Raw genomic sequence first — 18,060 nt, 5'->3', positions numbered from 1 at the left:
ACCGGAGAACCGCTGGTCGTGCTCGACCACGTCGACAAGTGGTTCGGCGACCTGCACGTGCTGCAGGACATCGACCTCACCGTCCACCGCGGTGAGGTCGTCGTGGTGATCGGCCCGTCGGGCTCCGGCAAGTCCACGTTGTGCCGGGCGATCAACCGGCTCGAGACGATCGACAAGGGCGAGATCTCCCTCGACGGCCAGCCGCTGCCCGCGGAGGGCAAGGCGCTCGCGGCGCTGCGGGCCGAGGTCGGGATGGTCTTCCAGAGCTTCAACCTCTTCGCCCACAAGACGATCCTCGAGAACGTCACGCTCGGGCCGATCAAGGTGCGCGGCATCAAGAAGGCCGAGGCCGACAAGCGCGCGATGGAGCTGCTCGACCGCGTCGGCATCGCCCACCAGGCCAAGAAGTACCCCGCCCAGCTCTCCGGCGGCCAGCAGCAGCGCGTGGCCATCGCCCGCGCCCTGGCGATGGACCCCAAGGTGATGCTCTTCGACGAGCCGACCTCGGCGCTGGACCCCGAGATGATCAAGGAGGTCCTCGACGTCATGGTCGACCTCGCCGAGCGGGGCATGACCATGGTCGTGGTCACCCACGAGATGGGATTCGCGCGCACCGCCGCCGACCGGGTCGTCTTCATGGCCGACGGCGCGATCGTGGAGGAGAACACCCCCGAGGAGTTCTTCACCAACCCGCGCAGCGAGCGCGCCCAGGACTTCCTCAGCAAGATCCTCAAGCACTGAGCCAGCACTGATCCAGCAGCACCCCGCACCACTCAGTTCCGCCGACAAAGGAGATAGAACGATGCGTCTGACCAAGTTCACGGCAGCCTTCGCGGGCGTCGTCCTCGCCGGATCCCTGGCCGCCTGTGGCGGTGACAGCGAGAGCGAGCCGGAGGTCGTCACCGACGCCGAGTTCGAGGCCGGCACCACCATGGCCGAGCTCTCCGAGGCCGGCTCGATGACCGTCGGCACCAAGTTCGACCAGCCCGGCTTCGGCCTCCTGGGCCTCGAGGACACCCCCGAGGGCTTCGACGTCGAGGTCGCCAAGATCATCGCCGGCGCCATGGGCATCGCGCCCGAGGACATCGAGTGGAAGCAGGCCTCCTCCGACATCCGCGAGCAGGTGATCGAGGACGGCGACGTCGACATGGTCGTGGCGACCTACACGATCAACGAGGAGCGCGCCGAGCGGATCACCTTCGCCGGGCCGTACTACGAGGCCGGCCAGCAGCTGATGGTCACCGCCGACAACGACTCCATCGAGGGCCCCGAGGACATCGCGGACAACCCCGACATGAAGGTCTGCTCGGTCACCGGCTCGACCCCCTCCGAGCAGATCAAGGAGTACCTGGCCTCCGACGACCAGCTGGTGCTCTTCGACATCTACGACAAGTGCGCCGACGCCCTGGGCAACGGCCAGGTCGACATCGTCACCACCGACAACGTGATCCTGCTCGGCTTCGTGGACGAGAGCGGCGGCGACTTCAAGCTCGTCGGCGAGCAGTTCACCGAGGAGCCCTACGGCATCGGCATCGAGAAGGGTGACACCGAGTTCTGCGAGTTCATCAACGAGACGCTGGCCGCCAACGAGGACGCCTACACCGCGGCCTGGGAGGCCACCGCGGGCGAGGTCGAGGGCACCGAGACCCCCGAGCTCCCCGAGCCCGCCCCGTGCGCCTGACGCTCCACTGAAGCACCCCTGACCGGTGGGGGCGCGGCCCGCGCCCCCACCGGCTCATCGAGAGGACCCACCGTGGAACCGGTGATCGACAACCTGGACCTGTACTGGTCGGGGTTCCTGCGCTCGCTGAGCATCATCGGCTGGAGCCTCGTGGGCTCGCTGCTGCTCGGCACCCTGATCGCCGCGTTCCGGGTCTCCCCGGTCGCCTCGCTGCGGGCCTTCGGCTCCGCGTGGGTCACCGTGGTGCGCAACTGCCCGCTGACGATCGTGCTGTTCTTCATGGCCTTCGGCCTGCCGGAGCTCGGCATCAACACCAGCTTCTACGTCTTCGGCGTCACCGGGCTGATCATCTACACCTCCGCGTTCGTCTGCGAGGCGATCCGCTCGGGCATCAACTCCGTCTCGGCCGGCCAGGCGGAGGCCGCCCGGGCCATCGGCCTGCCCTTCACCCAGACCCTGACCCAGGTCGTGCTGCCCCAGGCGCTGCGCGCCACGGTGCCGCCGCTGGGCAGCGTGCAGATCGCGATGTTCAAGAACTCCGCGGTCGTCGGCGCGTTCGGCGTCGGCGGCGACCTGTGGAGCGCCGGGCGCAACCTCACCAGCGCCCAGGGCTACTCCTACATCCCGGTGCTCACCGGCGTCGCGATCGGCTACCTCGTCATCACCCTGACCGGCGGCGCGCTGCTGGCGGTCATCGAGCGGAAGGTGGCGATCGCACGATGAGCCAGACCTCGGTCCTCTACGACGCTCCCGGCCCCCGCGCCGTTCGCCGCGCGCGGATCGGGACGGCGGTGGCGGTCCTCGCCTTCCTCGGCCTCGCCGTCCTCGTGGTGCTGCGCCTGGCCGACCGCGGCCAGTTCGACGCCGACCTGTGGAACCCCTGGATCAACCCCTCCGACGACACCTTCAGCCAGGTCTGGACGCTGGTCGGCCGCGGCCTCGCGGCCACGCTCATCGCGGCGTCCCTGGCCATCGTGCTCTCGCTGCTGGTCGGCGTGCTGCTCGGGGTGGCGCGGATGATGCTCGGCCGCGGCTGGCGGGTGCCGGTCGTGGCCTGGATCGAGCTGTTCCGCGGGCTGCCGGTGGTCGTCACGATCGTCTTCGTGTGGCGCGCGATGGTCGAGATCGGGATCGACGTCTCGGTGCTGCCCGGCGAGCCGGCGCTGTGGTACCTGGTCATCGGCCTGACGCTCTACAACTCGGTGATCATCGCGGAGATCCTGCGCGCCGGCGTCGGCTCGCTGCCCAGCGGGCAGCGCGAGGCCGCCCTGGCCGTCGGTCTGACCAACGGCCAGGCGATGCGCTCGATCCTGCTGCCGCAGGCCTTCCGCGTGATGCTGCCGGCGCTGATCAGCCAGCTGGTGGTGGTCCTCAAGGACACCTCGCTGGTGGCCGTCATCGGGCTGGGCTACCTCGAGCTGCTGCGCCGCGGCAACCAGATCTCGCAGAACCTCGACAACCCGATCCAGTCGCTGCTGATCGTCGGTGCGATCTTCATCCTGATCAACTACGGGCTCTCCAAGCTCGCCGAGTACGTCGAGCGGCGGATGGGGCGCGCGAGCGGTTCGACCGCGCAGGTCGGCTCCGCGGTGGGCGGGGCCTGAGCGCTCGCGCCGCTGCCGGCGTACGCCTCAGGCCTTGGGGGTGACCCAGAGCCGGATGACGCCCTCGACCACGACCGTGCCGTCGTCGCGGACCCCGCGCACGCGCACGGCGAGGTCGGGGTCGTCGGAGGTCCACTGCTCGGGGTCGGTCTCGGCGATGCAGGTGATGTCGCTGGTGGCCTTGGCGGTGTAGGCCACCTCCATCCCCTTGGGGATCCAGCGCTTGTCGGCGGGCACGCTCGCCTCGGCCAGCGCCCCCATCACGGCCTCGAGGCCGTTGCACAGCGCGATGGCGTGCACGGTGCCGATGTGGTTGTGCACCCGGCGGCGCTTGGGCAGCACCAGCTCGGCGTGGTTCGGCTCGATGACGGTGAAGCGCGGGCGGATGGTCGCGAAGTACGGCGCCTTCTGCGCGAAGGCGACGCTGAAGACGCGCGCGCCGACCGTGGCGCCGACGACGGGCAGGGAGGTGGCGCGCTGCCACAGGGCGAGGACAGGGTCATGGGGCTCAGATTACCGCTCGGTAACTTCGGGTGTGGGCCGGGGCTTGTCAGGGGGCTCCTGCGCTTGTCGGGTGTTGCAACACCTGACAAGCGCAGGAGTCCCCGGCCGGCCGGGGACTCATGCAGGCGCCGGGCGGACTCAGGCCAGGGAGAGGAACCAGCGCTCGAGGCGGTCGAGGTCCTCGGGCTGCAGGGTCTCGCCCTCGGCGACCTGGCGGCGCAGGTCGGCGGAGATGATGGCGAAGCCGGCCCGGTCCAGCGCCCGGGAGACGGCCTTGAGCTGCACGACCACGTCGGAGACGTCTCGCGACTCCTCCAGCATCCGCAGCACCCCGCCGAGCTGGCCCTGGGCCCGCTTGACCCGGTTCTTGACGGCGGTCATGTCGACGGAGGCGACCGCCGCCGGTTCAGCCGGCTCAGCGGTCAGGCTGGTGGTCGCACTCATGAGCAGGCCCCTCTGGCTGGTGCGCCCCGGTCGGGGCGTCGTGTGCACAACGCCGCAGGTCGGGCCGGGTTACGCCGGCGCCAGCAGCTCCACGCGGTTGCGGTGGGCGTCGCGCACGTGCGCCCGCTCGTGGCCCTCGAAGGTGCGCCGCTCGGTCAGGTCGACGTCGAAGCCCAGCCCGGCCAGCCGGTCGGTGAGCGCGTCCAGCGCCGCCACCGAGTCCAGCACCAGCGCGGGGTGCGCCTTGCGCGCCGGGGCGAACGGCTCCTCGACGCCCACGTGCACCTCGGCGCCCACCGCGCCGGCGGCGTCGTACGAGCGGAACCAGGCGCCGCCGCGGGCCCGCAGCGCCACCGGCTTGTCGACCTCGACCATGCCGACCCCCTCGACCCAGAAGCGACGGGCGGCCTGCTCGCCACCGGGCGGGCAGGAGACCTGCACGTGGTGAAGCCGCATCACCGCGCCCCCTCCGACTGGTGGGCCGGCTTGTGGGCGACCACGAAGACGCGCCGGAAGGGCAGCACCACCCCGGCCGGCCCGGGCGGGTAGGCCTCGCGCAGCCGGCGGCGCAGCTCGTCCTCGAAGCCCGGCCGCAGCTCGTCGGGCAGCGCCTGCAGCGTGGGGCGCGCGCCGGTGGCGCTGACCCAGGTGAAGACCGGGTCCTCGCCGGTGAGCACGTGCAGGTAGGTGGTCTCCCAGGCGTCGACCTGCGCCCCGAGACGCGCCAGCGCGTCGAGGTACGTCGCCGGGTCGTGGCCCGCGGGCACCGCCGCACCCCGCGTGTGCTCGGCGTACGCCGCCTGCGCGGCCAGCTCGGTGCGCAGCGTGTGGCTGGGCTGGTCGAAGTTGCCCGGCACCTGCACCGCCAGCCACCCGCCCGGACCGACCCGCTCGAGCAGCGCCGGCAGGAGGTCGAGGTGGGCGGGCACCCACTGCAGGGTGGCGTTGGAGACCAGCACGTCGACCGGCTCTCCCCCGGCCTCGAGCCACTCGCGCAGGTCGGCCCGCTCGAAGTCGACCCCAGCGACCTCGCCGACGTCGCGCCGGGCCGTCTCGACCATCTCCCGACTCGAGTCGAGGCCGACCACCCGGGCCCCGGGCCAACGGGTGGCCAGCAGGGCGGTGAGGTTGCCGGGGCCGCAGCCCAGGTCGACGACGGTGCGGGGGGCCGCGGCCCCGACCCGCGCCACCAGCTCGACGAAGGGGCGGCCGCGCTCGTCGGCGTACGTCAGGTAGCGCTGGGGGTCCCAGGTGTGGTCCATGCCTGCTCCAAGTCTCTTGACGTCAAGATACTTCGATCCTGCTCCGCATTTATCTTGATGTCAAGAGACTCGCTCCGGGTCGAGGCCCGCACCAGGTCTCTTGACGTCGAGAATCTCGACAGGCGCTAGGCTGCCCCCATGCGGGACGAGGTCGACGAGCTGGTGGAGGCGTGGGCGCGCGAGCGCTCCGACCTCGACCTGGGCCCTGTCGAGGTGTTCAGCCGGATCAGCCGGCTCTCGCGCCACCTCGACCTGGCCCGCCGCGCGGCGTTCAGCGCCGAGGGCATCGAGTCGTGGGAGTTCGACGTGCTGGCGGCGCTGCGCCGGGCCGGCACGCCGTACGAGCTCTCCCCCGGCCGGCTGCTGCGCGAGACCCTGGTGACCAGCGGCACGATGACCAACCGCGTCGACCGGCTGGTCGCCCGCGGGCTCGTGGAGCGGCTGCCCGACCCCGCCGACCGGCGCGGCGTCAAGGTGCGCCTGACCCCCGAGGGCAAGAGCGCCGTCGACAGTGCGTTCACCGCCCTGCTCGAGGCCGAGCGCGGCTTCCTCGCCGACCTCCCTGACGCCGACCGCGAGCGCCTGGGCGACCTGCTGCGCACCCTGCTCACGCCCTTCAGCTGACCTCGCCACGGCCGCGCAGAACCGACGGCAGGGCCTACTCCAGCAGCTCGGAGGCCTCGAGCCACTCCATCTCGAGCTCGTCCTTCTCGGCGGCGAGGGTGCTGAGCTCGGCGCCGAGGGTGGCGACCTTGGCGTGGTCGGAGGCGTGCTCGAGCACCTGGGCGTTGAGCTCGGCCTCGCGGGCGTCGAGGCGCTTGATGGCCTTCTCGACCCGGGTGACGGCCTTGCGGGCGGCGCGCTCCTCGGCCGAGCCGGGCTTCGCCCGCTTCGAGGTCGGTACGTCACCGCCGCCGGCCCCCGCGCCCGCCCCGGCGCCCGCGCCGGTGGGGGCCATGCCCTGGGCGCGGCGCTCGAGGTACTCGTCGACGCCGCGGGGCAGCATCGAGACCTGCCCGTCGCCGAGCAGCGCCCAGACCGAGTCGGTGACCCGCTCGAGGAAGTAGCGGTCGTGGGAGACCACGACGAGGGTGCCGGGCCAGGCGTCGAGGAAGTCCTCGAGCACCTGCAGGGTGTCGATGTCGAGGTCGTTGGTCGGCTCGTCGAGGAGCAGCACGTTGGGCTCCTCGAGCAGCAGCATCAGCAGCTGGAAGCGGCGCCGCTCGCCACCGGAGAGCTCGCCGATGCGCGCGGTGAGCTTGTCGCCGGTGAACCCGAAGCGCTCCAGCATCGAGGTGGCGCTGATCTCGCCGCCGTCGGTCTTCACGACCCGGCGGTAGGACTCCACCATCGGCAGCACCCGCGCGTTGGGGTCGAGGTCGTCGAGCTGCTGGGTCAGGTGCCGCATCGCGACGGTGCGCCCGCGCTTGACCTTGCCGGCGGTGGGCTCCAGGTCGCCGGAGAGCAGCGAGAGCACCGAGGTCTTGCCGGCGCCGTTGACGCCGACCAGCCCGACCCGGTCGCCGGGGCCCAGGCGCCAGGTGGCGCCGGTGAGCAGGGAGCGCTCGCCGCGCTGCAGGTCGACGTCCTCGACGTCGAGGACCTGCTTGCCCAGCCGCTGGGTGGCGAACTTCTGCAGCTCGAGCCGGTCGCGCGGCGGGGGCACGTCCTCGATGAGGGCGTTGGCGGCCTCGATGCGGAACTTCGGCTTGGCGGTGCGGGCCGGGGCGCCGCGGCGCAGCCAGGCCAGCTCCTTCTTGGCCAGGTTGGCGCGCCGCGCCTCCGAGGCCGAGGCCTGGCGGGCGCGCTCGGCCTTGGCCAGCACGTAGGCGGCGTACCCGCCCTCGTAGGCGTCGACGACGCCGTCGTGGACCTCCCAGGTCCACTGGCACACCTCGTCGAGGAACCAGCGGTCGTGGGTCACCACCACCATCGCGGAGGCCCGCTTCTTGAGGTGCCCGGCCAGCCAGGCGACCGCCTCGACGTCGAGGTGGTTGGTGGGCTCGTCGAGCACGATGAGGTCGTGGTCGCCGAGCAGCAGCGCGGCCAGCGAGCAGCGCCGGCGCTCCCCGCCGGAGAGCCCGAGCACCGGCCGGTCGAGCGAGACGCCGGCGAGCAGCTCCTCGACGACCTCGCGGGTCTTCTGGTCGGCCGCCCACTCGTGGTCCTCGAGGCCACCGAGCACGGCCTCGCGCACGGTGTGGGTGTCGACCAGCTCGTCGCCCTGGTGCAGGTAGCCCACGTGCAGGCCGCGGCTCATCGAGACCCGTCCGGAGTCGGGCTCCTCGAGGCCGGTCATCACCTCCAGCAGCGTGGTCTTGCCGTCGCCGTTGCGGCCCACGATGCCGATGCGCATCCCCTCGCCGACGCCGAGGGAGACCTCGGTCAGCAGCGGGCGCACGCCGTAGGACTTGGAGACCTTCTCGAGGTTCAGCAGGTTAGCGGCGGCCATCAGACGTATTCCACCACGTGCGCGCCGGCGACCGGCGCCGGGACCACCGACGTACGCCGGTGCCCGCGCTCGGCGAGCTCGGCGTCGACCGCCTCGGCCTGGTGCCGGTCGCCGCACAGCAGCAGCACGCTGGGCCCGGAGCCCGAGAGCAGCGCGGCGTGCGCGCCGGCGGCCAGGGCGTCGTCGAAGGTGGCGCCCAGCTCGGGTCGCAGCCGCAGGGCGGGCTCCTGGAGGTCGTTGCGCAGCAGGCGGGCCAGCCGCTCGACGTCGCCGTCGAGCAGCGCGTCGTGCAGCGCGGCGGGGATCTCGGGGGCCGGTACGTCGCGCCCGGCGTGCAGCTCGTCGAAGGCGCGGTAGACGCCGGGGGTGGCCAGGCCGGCGTCGTTCTCGACCACCACCCACCACCACGAGCCGTTGTCGGCGACCGGGGTGACCAGCTCGCCGTGCCCGCTGCCGACCGCGGTGCCGCCGAGCAGCGCGAACGGCACGTCGCTGCCCAGCCCGGCGGCCAGGCGCAGCAGCTCGTCGTCGGGGGTCTGCAGGTCCCAGAGCCGGTCGAGGGCGACCAGGGTGGCCGCGGCGTCGGCGGAGCCGCCGGCCATCCCGCCGGCCACCGGGATGCCCTTGCGGATCTCGACCTTGGCGGCCCGGTCGAGGCCGTGGTGGGCGGCCAGGGCGCGCCCGGCTCGCAGCGCGATGTTGTCGTCGTCGGCGGGCACCTCGGCGAGGTCGATGCGCCCGTCGCCGCGCAGGTGCACCGACCACTCGAGCTGGTCGGAGACGGTGACGTCGTCGTAGAGCCCGACGGCCTGGTAGAGGGTGGCGAGGGGGTGGAAGCCGTCCTCGCCCAGGGGCCCGACGCCGAGGTGGAGGTTGATCTTGGCGGGGGCCCGGACGGTGGTGCTCATCCGGCAGCCTCCTGGGGGTCCTGGGGGTCCTGGGGCAGCTGGTCGTCCAGCGCCTCGGCGATGCGCACGTAGTCCTCCACCGTCAGGGTCTCGCCGCGGGCCAGCGGCGGGACCCCAGCCTGCTCGAGGGCGGCGTCGACCCGCTCGGCCGGGGCCAGCGAGCGCAACACGCCGCGCAGCGCCTTGCGGCGCTGGGCGAAGGCGGCGTCGACGACCGCGAAGACCTGCTCGCGGGTCGCGGTCGTGGCCGGCGGCTCGCGGCGTGTCCAGGCCACCAAGCCCGAGTCGACGTTGGGCGCGGGCCAGAAGACGTTGCGCCCGATCGCGCCGGCGCGGCGCACGTCGGCGTACCAGGCGGCCTTGACCGACGGGACGCCGTACACCTTGGAGCCGGGGCGGGCGGCGAGCCGGTCGGCGACTTCGCTCTGCACCATCACCAGGCCGCGCTCGAGGGAGGGCAGCAGGGCGAGGAGGTGCAGCAGCACCGGCACCGAGACGTTGTAGGGCAGGTTGGCCACCAGCGCGGTCGGCGGCGGGCCGGGCACCTCGGTGATGCGCATGGCGTCGCCCAGCACCACCTCGAAACGCTCGGCCTGCGCGGGAGCGTGCTCGGCGATGGTGCGCGGCAGCCGCCCGGCGAGCAGCTCGTCGAGCTCGATGGCCACCACCCGCCCGGCCACCTCGAGCAGCGCGAGGGTCAGCGAGCCCAGGCCGGGGCCGACCTCGACGACGACGTCGCTGCCGGTCACGCCCGACTCGCGCACGATGCGGCGCACGGTGTTGGGGTCGATGACGAAGTTCTGGCCGCGCTGCTTGGTGGGGCGCAGGTCGAGCTCGGCGGCGAGCAGACGCACCTCCGCCGACCCGAGGAGTCTCGGGCCGGCGGAGGTGTCAGTCATGTGGCCCAGCGTAGGTGCGGGGCGGACGCGTCAGCGGGGCAGGCCCAGCTTGGCCGAGCAGGACGGCCAGGCGCCGTACCCGCCGCGGGCGTCGCGCAGGCGGGTGGCCACGGCGATCTGGGTCTCGCGGCTGCTGGTGTGGGGGTAGCCCGCACCGCCGTAGGCGCGCCAGGTCTGCAGGTTGAACTGCAGCCCGCCGTAGTAGCCGTTGCCGGTGTTGATGGCCCAGTTGCCGCCCGACTCGCACTGCGCGAGGCTGTCCCAGACCGAGCTGCCGGCCGCGAAGTTCGCGGCGGGGGCGGGCTCGGAGGGGCGCTCCTTGGTGCCGACCTCGACGACGCGGTCGACGGGCTGGCGGGTGACGGTGGCCTTGACGAGCTTGCGCGCCACGACCTGGCCGTTGCGGATGGTGACCTGGTACGTCGCCTCGCGGGCGCCGGCCTTGCCCTCGCGGGCCACCTGCTCCTCGTCCTCGAACATCGAGGCGTCGCTGCGCTCGACGGTGCCGAAGGCGACGGACTCGGTGACCTTGCGGGTGTCCTTCTTGATGTCGGTGAAGACGATCTTGTCGCCGTCCTCGACGCGCTTGGCGAAGCCGGGCTTGGCCTGGTCGAGCTTGTGCACCTTGACGCCGAGCTCGTCGAGGGCGTCCTCGACGGTGGCGGCGGTCAGCGTCTTCCTGACCGGCTTCTTGCCGGCGATGACGAAGGTGAGCTTCTTGGCGGTCACGACCTCCAGCGAGGCACCGGAGCGGTCGAGGTCGCCGCCGCGGCTCAGGGACAGGTCGGCGCCGTCGAAGCCGCGGCCGATCTGCTCGAGCGCGGAGTCGACGTCGGTCGCGGTGACCCAGTGCGTCTCGGTCTCGCCGTCGACGGTCAGCTCGAGGGGCCGGCCGTAGCGCACGCTGATCTCGCTGCCGTCCTCGATCGGGTCGCCCAGCGACGGGGCGACCTGGTCGTGCTCGCCGATCTCGATGCCCTCGTCGTCCAGGACGTCGCCGACGGTCGCGGCGCGGGCGCTGATCTCGCGCTCCTCACCGTCGACGGTCAGGGTGACGGTGTCGGCCATCGCGGTGTAGCCGAGGGTCGTGCCGGCCACGGCGAGCACCACCACGGCGGTCAACGAGACCATCCAGGCGCGGCTGCGGGCCACGGTCGAGGCAAGGTTGCTGATACGTCGCACAGTTCTCCAGGGTCGTGCTCCCCGGGTCTCGACCCCCACCGGCTCCCGTCGGCACAGCACCTCTACGCTGGTGGTGCTGGAGTGACGGGTGTGCCGGGCGGCGACGTCGTACGAGCCACCTGCGGCACCGGAGGGACCATGGCGATCCCGGCTGTCAGTACTCCACCACAGCAGAGGCCCCGGCGTCCGCCAAGTCCTCGCCCCCCGACGTGAGCAGGCTCTCGTCGGCGTGATCACCCCTCCTCACCGGTCGTCTGCGCAGGTCACCGGGGCGATTCAGGCACCCACGACCCCGTGGTCGGCGCCGGCACGGCTTTTACCCTCGGGCCGGCGCGCCGGCACCCCAGGTGCCGCCGAAGGCGGCCTCGGTGGCGGCGTCGATGCCCGCGCACAGCGCCTCGAGGTCGGCCCCGCGCACCTCGGCCATGGTGCGCACCGTCAGCGGCACCAGGTAGGAGGCGTTGGTGCGCCCACGGTGCGGGTGCGGGGTCAGGTACGGCGCGTCGGTCTCGACCAGCAGCCGGTCACCGGGCACCAGCGCCAGCGCCTCGCGCAGGGGGTCGGCGTTCTTGAAGGTCACGGTGCCCGCGAAGGACAGGTGGGCGCCGCGGTCGAGGCAGCGCCGCGCGAAGTCGGCGTCGCCGGAGAAGCAGTGCATCACCCAGCGCTCGGGGGCGCCCTCCTCGTCGAGGACGGCCAGGACCTCCTCGTGGGCGTCGCGGTCGTGGATGACCAGGGTCTTGTCGAGCCGCTTGGCGATGTCGACGTGGCGGCGGAAGGACTCCACCTGCGCGGCCCGCCCCTCCTCGCCGGTGCGGAAGTGGTCGAGGCCGGTCTCCCCCACCGCGCGCACCCCGGGGTGGGCGCCGGCGAGCTGCTCGATCTCGGCCAGCGCCGCGTCGAGCTGCCCCGCGGCGGCCAGGCGCGGCGCCTCGTTGGGGTGCAGCGCGACGCCGGCGACCAGGGCGTCGTACGCCGCCGCCGCCTCGACCGCCCAGCGCGCGCCGGGCAGGTCGCAGCCGATCTGCACGACGCGGGTGACCCCCACCGCGGCGGCCGCGGCCAGGGCGTCCTCCACGGGGAGCGCGGCCTCGTCGCCGCGGCCCATGTCGAGGTGGCAGTGGTTGTCGACGACGGGGTGCGGCAGCGGCGCCGGCACCGGCGGCAGGTCGTCGCGCGGCGGGGTGGACCCCAGGCCCGGCGCGCTCACGTGCCGCTGATCCGCTCGAGGACCGCCTCGGCCGCGGCGTCGGGCGCCTGGCCGGGGATCCAGTGGGTGACGCCGCGCAGCACGACGAGCTCGTAGGGCGCGTCGACGTAGTGCTCGGTGGCCTCGACGCCGCTGCGGTCGAGGAAGGAGTCGCCGTCGGACCAGACCATCGTGGTCGGCACGGTGACGTGGCGCGGCACCTGGCGGCGGTCGAGCAGACCCAGGGCGCGGTACCACATCAGCCCGCCGCGCAGCGCGCCGTGCTCGACGATGCCGGTGCGGAACTGCTCGACCTCGGCGGGGCTCATCCCGCCGCGGCGCAGGATGCGCGCGGCCAACCCCGGCCGGGCCAGCACCCGCTCGGCCAGGCCGCGGACCTGGAAGACGCCGACGTACCAGGAGCGCAGCGGCTGCAGGGAGCCGCGCATGGAGCGGGCGAAGGCGGCGGGGTGGGGCACCGAGAAGGCGGTCAGGGTGCGCAGCAGCTCGGGGCGGGTCTGGGCCAGCGACCAGGCCACGATCGCGCCCCAGTCGTGCCCGACCAGGTGCACCGGCCCGCCGACCCGCTCGACGAGGGCGGCCACGTCGGCGGTGAGCAGCGCGAGGCGGTGGTCGCGGCGGCGCGGGGGCCGCGCGCCCGGGGAGTAGCCGCGCTGGTCGGGGGCCAGGGTGCGGAAGCCCTGGGCGTGCAGCCGGGCGGCGACCTGGTGCCAGCTCGAGGCGCGCTCGGGGAAGCCGTGCAGCAGCACGACCACGTCGCCGTCGAGGGGACCCTCGTCGATGACGTCGAAGACCAGGCCGTCGTGGGTGTAGGAGGGGATCCGCTCCAGCGTGCGCCCGCTCACCGCACGTGCACCAGCTGGTAGACCTCGCGCTTGGGCACCCCGGCGAGCCGGGCCACCTCCGCGATCGCTTCCTTGCGCGTCATGCCCTGATCCTCGCGCTCGGCGACGGCGGCGACGAGGGCGGGGGGCTCGGTGGAGATCGCGGCGCCGGGGGCGGCGCCGGTGACCACGATGGTGACCTCGCCGCGCACCCCCTCGGCGGCCCAGGCGACCAGCTCGCCCAGCGGACCGCGGCGCACCTCCTCGTGGGTCTTGGTCAGCTCGCGGCACACCGCGGCCACCCGGTCCTCGCCCCACGAGGTCGCCATCGCGGCCAGCGCGGCCTCGGTGCGGTGCGGGGCCTCGAAGAAGACCATCGTGCGCTCCTCGTCACGCAGGGAGTCGAGGCGCCGCGAGCGCTCGCCGGCCTTGCGGGGCAGGAAGCCCTCGAAGCAGAACCGGTCGACCGGCAGCCCGCTGACCGCGAGCGCCGTCAGCACCGCGCTGGGCCCGGGCACCGCGGTGACCCGCACCCCGGCCTCGGCGGCCGCGACCACCAGCCGGTAGCCGGGGTCGGAGACGCTGGGCATCCCGGCGTCGGTCACCAGCACCACCCGCTCGCCGGCCAGCAGCGCCTCGAGCAGCGTGGGCGTGCGGGCCTGCTCGTTGCCCTCGAAGTACGAGACCACGCGCCCGCCCAGCTCGATGCCCAGGTCGGTGGTCAGGCGGCGCAGCCGGCGGGTGTCCTCGGCGGCGACCACGTCGGCGCCGGACAGCTCGGCCGCCAGGCGGGGTGGTGCGTCGCCGGCCTGGCCGATGGGGGTGGCGGCCAGCACCAGCACGCCGTACGGGACGGGATGCTCGCTCACGAGCCGGTGACAGGGGTCGAACCTGCGACATCCTCTTTACAAGAGAGGTGCTCTGCCAACTGAGCTACACCGGCGGGGGCGCCCAGCCTAGCCAGGCCGGGCCGTGCGCGAGCCGAGCGGGGCTCAGCTCATGCCGCCGTCGTGGGCCACGACCGCGCCGGTCATCATCCGCGCGTCGGCGGAGGCCAGGTAGACGACGGTCGAGGCGATCTCGTCGGGGGTCGACGCGCCGCCGGGCAGCATCGCCAGCAGCCGGTCGGAGACGCGCGGGTCGAGGTCGGCGGGGTAGGTCTCGGCCACCTTGGCCACCAGCGGGGTGTCGACGGTGCCGGGGCACACGGCGTTGACGCGGATGCCGTCGGGCGAGAGCTCGAGGGCCAGCGAGCGGGTGAGCTGGGTCAGCCCGCCCTTGGCCACGGCGTACGCCGCCGCGTAGGGCTGCGGGACCCGCCCGGCCACCGACGAGACGTTGACGACGCAGCCCCGGCTGGCGCGCAGGTGCGGCAGCGCGGCCTGGACCAGGAAGAACGGGCCGCGCACGTCGACGGCCTGGACCCGGTCGAAGACCTCCTCGGTGACGGTCTCGAAGCGGCCGAACTGCACGATGCCGGCGACGTTGGCCAGCACGTCGATGCCGCCGGCCTCGGCGCAGCGGGCGATCGCGGCGTCGACGGCGGCCTTGTCGGCGACGTCGCACTCCACGAAGGTGACCCCCTCGGGCACGCTCGTGGCGATGTCGAGGCCGAAGACGGTGTCACCCAGGGCGCGGAACCTCTCGGCGGTGGCGAACCCGATGCCGGAGGCGGCTCCGGTGACGACGACGACGCGGCTGCTCATGCCCGCAACCTAGAACACGTTCTAGTTCGACGGCAAGGGTGCCGCTCTTCCCGCCGGGCCTGGGAGCATGGCGCCATGGACGCCCCCCTCCTGCACGAGCCGCACCACGACGGCTCCGCGCTCTACCTCGACCCCGAGACCCCCGCCCCCGGCTGGCCGGTCAGGGTGCGGCTGCGCACCTGGGTCGGCGACGACGTCGAGGCGGTCTGGCTGCGCACGACGTACGACGCCGAGCCGGTCTTCCACCGCTGCGCCGAGGTGACCCGCGACGAGACCGGCGACGCCCCCGCCGAGCACGGCTCGGTGTGGTGGGAGGGCGAGCTGCCGGTGCACAACCCGGTGACCCACTACCGCTTCCTGCTCGCCGGCCCGGGCGGGCGCCAGCGCTGGCTCACCGCCGCGGGCGTCGTCGAGCACGACGCCCCCGACACCTTCGACTTCCGCGTCTCCAGCCACCCCGCGCCGCCGGAGTGGGGCCGCGAGGCCGTGGTCTACCAGGTCTTCCCCGACCGGTTCGCGCGCTCCGCGGCCGCCGACGAGCGCGAGACACCGCCCTGGGCGGTGCCGGCCGACTGGGACGACGAGGTGGTCTTCGAGGGCTCCGACCCGCGCACTCCCCTGCAGCTCTTCGGCGGCGACCTCGACGGGGTGACCGAGCACCTCGACCACGTGGCCGCCCTCGGCGTGAGCGTGCTCTACACGACGCCGGTCTTCCCCGGGGAGTCCAACCACCGCTACAACGCCTCCACCTTCGACGGCGTCGACCCGCTGCTCGGCGGCGACGACGCCTACGCCCGCCTCTCGACCGCGGTGCACGAGCGCGGGCTGCGCCTGCTCGGCGACCTGACCACGAACCACACCGGCGACACCCACGAGTGGTTCCGCGCCGCGCTCGCCGACCCCGAGGGGCCCGGGCGCGGCTGGTACTGCTTCCGCGCCGACGGCTCCTACGAGTGCTGGATGGGCCACCACACCCTGCCCAAGCTCGACCACACCGACCCGGGGCTGCGCGAGGCGATGACCGAGGGGCCCGACAGCGTCGTGGCGCGCTGGCTGCGGGCGCCGTACGACGTCGACGGCTGGCGCATCGACGTGGCCAACATGACCGGGCGGCTCGGCGCCACCGACGTGGCCCACGACGTGGCGCGCACCGTGCGCGCGACCGTGCAGGCCCAGCGGCCCGACGCGCTGGTGATCGGCGAGCACAACCACGACGCCTCGAGCGACCTCGACGGCGACGGGTGGCACGGCACCATGAACTACTCCGGCTTCTCGTGGCCGGTGTGGTCGTGGCTGCGCGACGAGGCCTCGCCGGCGCGCGCCTTCGGCCGACCGCTGCCGGTGCCGCGGCGCGGCGGCGCGCTGGTGGCGCGCACGATGCGCGAGTGGACCGCGCGGCACGGCTGGCGGGCCACCACCTGGTCGTGGAACATCCTGGGCTCCCACGACTCCGCCCGCATCCGCACCCTGGTCGGCTCCCCCGAGCAGCAGCGCGTCGCCGCCGGGCTGCAGTTCACCCTGCCCGGCGTGCCGATGCTCTTCGCCGGCGACGAGATCGGGCTCGAGGGCGTCAACGGCGAGGACGCGCGCCGCCCGATGCCCTGGGACTCCCCCGAGATCTGGGACCGGCAGACGATGGGCACCTACGCCGCGCTCGCACGGATGCGCGCCGAGCACCCCGCGCTCGTGCGCGGCGGGCTGCGCTGGGCCCACGCCGACGACGACACGATGGTCTTCGTGCGCGAGCACCCCGCCGGCTCGGTGCTGGTCTGCGCCCGGCGCGCGCCCGGCGAGGCGATCACCCTGCCCGCCGCCGCGCTGGCGCTGCCGGCGCTCGACGGCGCCCCGGCCCGCCCGGTCGGCGACCCCGCGCCGCTGCTGGCCACCGAGGGCGCGCCGGCACCACTCGTCGTACGCGACGGGGAGCTGGAGGTGCCCGCCGGCGGGCCCGGCGTGACGCTGTGGCGGCTCTGAGCGGGCGGGCCTAGGCTCACCGGATGGCCCTGCGCATCGTCGCCAGCCGACCCGACCCCGCGATCATCACCCTGCCCTGGGCGACGCCGCTCGAGGAGTGGGGCGAGGAGCACGTGGTGCCGCTGCCGCGCGGGCTCTCGCGCCACGTGGTGCGCATCGTGCGGCTGCGCGAGCGGGTGTACGCCGTCAAGGAGACCGTCGAGCCGATCGCGTTCCGCGAGTACCGGCTGCTGCGCGACCTGCAGCGGATGGGGATGCCGGCGGTGGTGCCGCAGGGCGTGGTCGCCGGACGGGTCGACGCCGACGGCGAGGAGCTGCCGGCCGCGCTGATCACCGAGCACCTGCGCTTCTCGCTGCCCTACCGCAGCCTCTTCAGCCACGGCGCCGGGCGCGAGGACCTGCCGCGGCTCGTCGACGCGCTGGTGGTGCTGCTGGTGCGCCTGCACCTGGCCGACTTCTACTGGGGCGACGTGTCGCTGTCGAACGTGCTGTTCCGGCGCAGCGCCGACGGGTTCGCGGCGTACCTCGTCGACGCCGAGACCGGTGAGCTGCGCCCCAGCCTGTCGCGCCAGATGCGCGAGCACGACGTCACCGTGGCCACCGAGAACGTCTTCGCCGAGCTGCTCGACCTGCAGGCCAGCCTGCCCGAGGGCGGCTCCGTGGCCCGCGCCATCGAGCCGCACGACGTCGTCGAGCTGCTCCAGCGCCGCTACGACGAGCTGTGGAGCGAGCTGACCGGGCACGAGGAGTTCTCCGCCGGCGAGCTGTGGCGCATCGAGCGCCGCCTCGAGCGGCTCAACGACCTCGGCTTCGACGTCGACGAGCTCGACATCGTCACCGACTACGACGGCGACCAGGTGCGGATCCAGCCCAAGGTCGTCGAGGCCGGCCACCACCGCCGCGAGCTGCAGTCGCTGACCGGCCTCGACGTCGAGGACGCCCAGGCGCGGCGCCTGCTCAACGACCTGGCCGCCTTCACCGCCCACCACGACCTGGGCCGCGAGGACCGCCAGCTGGTCGCCAACCGGTGGCTGACGAAGATCTACGAGCCGCTGGTCGCGCTGATCCCCGACGAGGCCCGCGGCAAGCTCGAGCCGGCGCAGTTCTTCCACGAGGTGCTGGTGCACCGGTGGTACCTCTCCGAGCGCGCCGGTCGCCCCGTCGACATCTTCGACACCGCCCGCGACTACATCGACACCGTGCTGGGCTCCAAGCCCGACGAGGCGCTGGCCGCCGACGAACCCGCCGACCCGGCGCAGATCTCACCCTGACCCGGCCCAGATCTCCCGCCGACCCGGCGCAAATCTCACCCTGACCCGGCCCAGATCTCCTGCCTGGGTTCTAGGAAGTGATGCAACACCTCAGATGACTGAGGAGCTGCGTTATGGCACGTCCGATGAGGCCCAGGGA

At 73.4% G+C, this 18,060-nt stretch carries 19 protein-coding genes and 1 tRNA gene; 7 read left to right on the top strand and 13 right to left on the bottom strand.

Annotated features, from left to right (window positions below; genetic code table 11):
• Positions 1–12: 12 nt before the first annotated feature.
• From ABKW28_RS13190 to ABKW28_RS13175, 4 genes are all read left to right on the top strand, one after another.
• On the top strand, positions 13–741 hold the full coding sequence (locus ABKW28_RS13190) for an amino acid ABC transporter ATP-binding protein (RefSeq protein ID WP_193670205.1): 729 nt from the start codon (positions 13–15) through the stop codon (positions 739–741).
• Between the two features lie 61 nt (positions 742–802).
• Complete coding sequence (locus tag ABKW28_RS13185) at positions 803–1,681, top strand: glutamate ABC transporter substrate-binding protein (RefSeq protein WP_348610313.1); 879 nt, start codon at positions 803–805, stop codon at positions 1,679–1,681.
• 81 nt (positions 1,682–1,762) lie between these two features.
• Positions 1,763–2,404: an amino acid ABC transporter permease gene (locus tag ABKW28_RS13180; protein WP_348610310.1), complete on the top strand. Its 642-nt coding sequence runs from the start codon at positions 1,763–1,765 to the stop codon at positions 2,402–2,404.
• Positions 2,401–3,285 carry an amino acid ABC transporter permease gene (locus ABKW28_RS13175; RefSeq protein ID WP_348610307.1) on the top strand — a complete coding sequence of 295 codons (885 nt, stop codon included), beginning with the start codon at positions 2,401–2,403 and terminating at the stop codon, positions 3,283–3,285. The genes ABKW28_RS13180 and ABKW28_RS13175 overlap by 4 nt, the downstream gene beginning before the upstream one ends.
• Before the next feature lie 27 nt (positions 3,286–3,312).
• Here ABKW28_RS13175 and ABKW28_RS13170 read toward each other — a convergent pair whose 3' ends face one another.
• The 4 genes from ABKW28_RS13170 to ABKW28_RS13155 form a co-directional block, all read right to left on the bottom strand.
• Positions 3,313–3,771 carry a hotdog fold domain-containing protein gene (locus ABKW28_RS13170; RefSeq protein ID WP_348610383.1) on the bottom strand — a complete coding sequence of 153 codons (459 nt, stop codon included), beginning with the start codon at positions 3,769–3,771 and terminating at the stop codon, positions 3,313–3,315.
• Positions 3,772–3,927: 156 nt separating this feature from the next.
• The gene (locus ABKW28_RS13165) at positions 3,928–4,233 is read right to left on the bottom strand and encodes a metal-sensitive transcriptional regulator (protein ID WP_348610304.1); all 306 of its coding nucleotides are present in this window, start codon (positions 4,231–4,233) and stop codon (positions 3,928–3,930) included.
• A gap of 69 nt (positions 4,234–4,302) precedes the next feature.
• Complete coding sequence (locus ABKW28_RS13160) at positions 4,303–4,689, bottom strand: VOC family protein (protein ID WP_348610301.1); 387 nt, start codon at positions 4,687–4,689, stop codon at positions 4,303–4,305.
• Positions 4,689–5,495 (bottom strand): methyltransferase domain-containing protein, encoded by an 807-nt coding sequence (locus ABKW28_RS13155; protein WP_348610299.1) that lies wholly within the window; start codon positions 5,493–5,495, stop codon positions 4,689–4,691. The genes ABKW28_RS13160 and ABKW28_RS13155 overlap by 1 nt, the downstream gene beginning before the upstream one ends.
• A gap of 138 nt (positions 5,496–5,633) precedes the next feature.
• Between ABKW28_RS13155 and ABKW28_RS13150 the strand changes: the two genes are divergently transcribed.
• Positions 5,634–6,119 (top strand): MarR family transcriptional regulator, encoded by a 486-nt coding sequence (locus tag ABKW28_RS13150; protein ID WP_341228758.1) that lies wholly within the window; start codon positions 5,634–5,636, stop codon positions 6,117–6,119.
• Between the two features lie 34 nt (positions 6,120–6,153).
• Here ABKW28_RS13150 and ABKW28_RS13145 read toward each other — a convergent pair whose 3' ends face one another.
• From ABKW28_RS13145 to ABKW28_RS13105, 9 genes are all read right to left on the bottom strand, one after another.
• Positions 6,154–7,947 (bottom strand): ABC-F family ATP-binding cassette domain-containing protein, encoded by a 1,794-nt coding sequence (locus tag ABKW28_RS13145; RefSeq protein WP_348610296.1) that lies wholly within the window; start codon positions 7,945–7,947, stop codon positions 6,154–6,156.
• On the bottom strand, positions 7,947–8,855 hold the full coding sequence (locus ABKW28_RS13140; RefSeq protein ID WP_348610293.1) for a 4-(cytidine 5'-diphospho)-2-C-methyl-D-erythritol kinase: 909 nt from the start codon (positions 8,853–8,855) through the stop codon (positions 7,947–7,949). Before ABKW28_RS13140 ends, ABKW28_RS13145 begins: the two co-directional genes overlap by 1 nt.
• Complete coding sequence (gene rsmA / locus ABKW28_RS13135; protein ID WP_348610290.1) at positions 8,852–9,754, bottom strand: 16S rRNA (adenine(1518)-N(6)/adenine(1519)-N(6))-dimethyltransferase RsmA; 903 nt, start codon at positions 9,752–9,754, stop codon at positions 8,852–8,854. The genes ABKW28_RS13140 and rsmA overlap by 4 nt, the downstream gene beginning before the upstream one ends.
• Positions 9,755–9,784: 30 nt before the next feature.
• Positions 9,785–10,936 carry a transglycosylase family protein gene (locus ABKW28_RS13130; protein WP_348610287.1) on the bottom strand — a complete coding sequence of 384 codons (1,152 nt, stop codon included), beginning with the start codon at positions 10,934–10,936 and terminating at the stop codon, positions 9,785–9,787.
• Positions 10,937–11,252: 316 nt separating this feature from the next.
• Positions 11,253–12,146, bottom strand: coding sequence for a TatD family hydrolase (locus ABKW28_RS13125; protein WP_348610284.1), 894 nt, complete (start codon positions 12,144–12,146; stop codon positions 11,253–11,255).
• Positions 12,143–12,991, bottom strand: a complete 849-nt coding sequence (locus tag ABKW28_RS13120; protein WP_348610281.1) for an alpha/beta fold hydrolase — start codon at positions 12,989–12,991, stop codon at positions 12,143–12,145. Before ABKW28_RS13120 ends, ABKW28_RS13125 begins: the two co-directional genes overlap by 4 nt.
• Complete coding sequence (gene rsmI, locus ABKW28_RS13115) at positions 12,988–13,839, bottom strand: 16S rRNA (cytidine(1402)-2'-O)-methyltransferase (protein WP_348610278.1); 852 nt, start codon at positions 13,837–13,839, stop codon at positions 12,988–12,990. Before rsmI ends, ABKW28_RS13120 begins: the two co-directional genes overlap by 4 nt.
• Before the next feature lies 1 nt (position 13,840).
• Positions 13,841–13,913 (bottom strand) — tRNA-Thr (locus tag ABKW28_RS13110).
• Between the two features lie 49 nt (positions 13,914–13,962).
• Positions 13,963–14,676 carry an SDR family oxidoreductase gene (locus tag ABKW28_RS13105; protein ID WP_193670146.1) on the bottom strand — a complete coding sequence of 238 codons (714 nt, stop codon included), beginning with the start codon at positions 14,674–14,676 and terminating at the stop codon, positions 13,963–13,965.
• Positions 14,677–14,751: 75 nt separating this feature from the next.
• Between ABKW28_RS13105 and ABKW28_RS13100 the strand changes: the two genes are divergently transcribed.
• Positions 14,752–16,650, top strand: coding sequence for a glycoside hydrolase family 13 protein (locus tag ABKW28_RS13100; RefSeq protein WP_348610275.1), 1,899 nt, complete (start codon positions 14,752–14,754; stop codon positions 16,648–16,650).
• Positions 16,651–16,673: 23 nt separating this feature from the next.
• The gene (locus tag ABKW28_RS13095; RefSeq protein WP_348610272.1) at positions 16,674–17,921 is read left to right on the top strand and encodes a DUF4032 domain-containing protein; all 1,248 of its coding nucleotides are present in this window, start codon (positions 16,674–16,676) and stop codon (positions 17,919–17,921) included.
• Positions 17,922–18,060 lie beyond the last annotated feature (139 nt).

Source organism: Nocardioides sp. 31GB23, from assembly GCF_040012395.1.
Classification (GTDB): Bacteria; Actinomycetota; Actinomycetes; order Propionibacteriales; family Nocardioidaceae; genus Nocardioides; species Nocardioides salarius.
The sequence above is the reverse complement of the archived record's forward strand: the minus strand, read 5'-3'. Positions and strand labels throughout refer to the sequence as shown.

Excerpts from the sequence above, each read along its gene's own strand:
- ABKW28_RS13185 (WP_348610313.1), top strand. The coding sequence starts at position 803 with ATGCGTCTGACCAAGTTCACGGCAGCCTTCGCGGGCGTCGTCCTCGCC.
- ABKW28_RS13175 (WP_348610307.1), top strand. The coding sequence starts at position 2,401 with ATGAGCCAGACCTCGGTCCTCTACGACGCTCCCGGCCCCCGCGCCGTT.
- ABKW28_RS13165 (WP_348610304.1), bottom strand. The coding sequence starts at position 4,233 with ATGAGTGCGACCACCAGCCTGACCGCTGAGCCGGCTGAACCGGCGGCG.
- ABKW28_RS13160 (WP_348610301.1), bottom strand. The coding sequence starts at position 4,689 with ATGCGGCTTCACCACGTGCAGGTCTCCTGCCCGCCCGGTGGCGAGCAG.
- ABKW28_RS13155 (WP_348610299.1), bottom strand. The coding sequence starts at position 5,495 with ATGGACCACACCTGGGACCCCCAGCGCTACCTGACGTACGCCGACGAG.
- ABKW28_RS13150 (WP_341228758.1), top strand. The coding sequence starts at position 5,634 with ATGCGGGACGAGGTCGACGAGCTGGTGGAGGCGTGGGCGCGCGAGCGC.
- ABKW28_RS13145 (WP_348610296.1), bottom strand. The coding sequence starts at position 7,947 with ATGGCCGCCGCTAACCTGCTGAACCTCGAGAAGGTCTCCAAGTCCTAC.
- ABKW28_RS13140 (WP_348610293.1), bottom strand. The coding sequence starts at position 8,855 with ATGAGCACCACCGTCCGGGCCCCCGCCAAGATCAACCTCCACCTCGGC.
- rsmA (WP_348610290.1), bottom strand. The coding sequence starts at position 9,754 with ATGACTGACACCTCCGCCGGCCCGAGACTCCTCGGGTCGGCGGAGGTG.
- ABKW28_RS13105 (WP_193670146.1), bottom strand. The coding sequence starts at position 14,676 with ATGAGCAGCCGCGTCGTCGTCGTCACCGGAGCCGCCTCCGGCATCGGG.
- ABKW28_RS13100 (WP_348610275.1), top strand. The coding sequence starts at position 14,752 with ATGGACGCCCCCCTCCTGCACGAGCCGCACCACGACGGCTCCGCGCTC.
- ABKW28_RS13095 (WP_348610272.1), top strand. The coding sequence starts at position 16,674 with ATGGCCCTGCGCATCGTCGCCAGCCGACCCGACCCCGCGATCATCACC.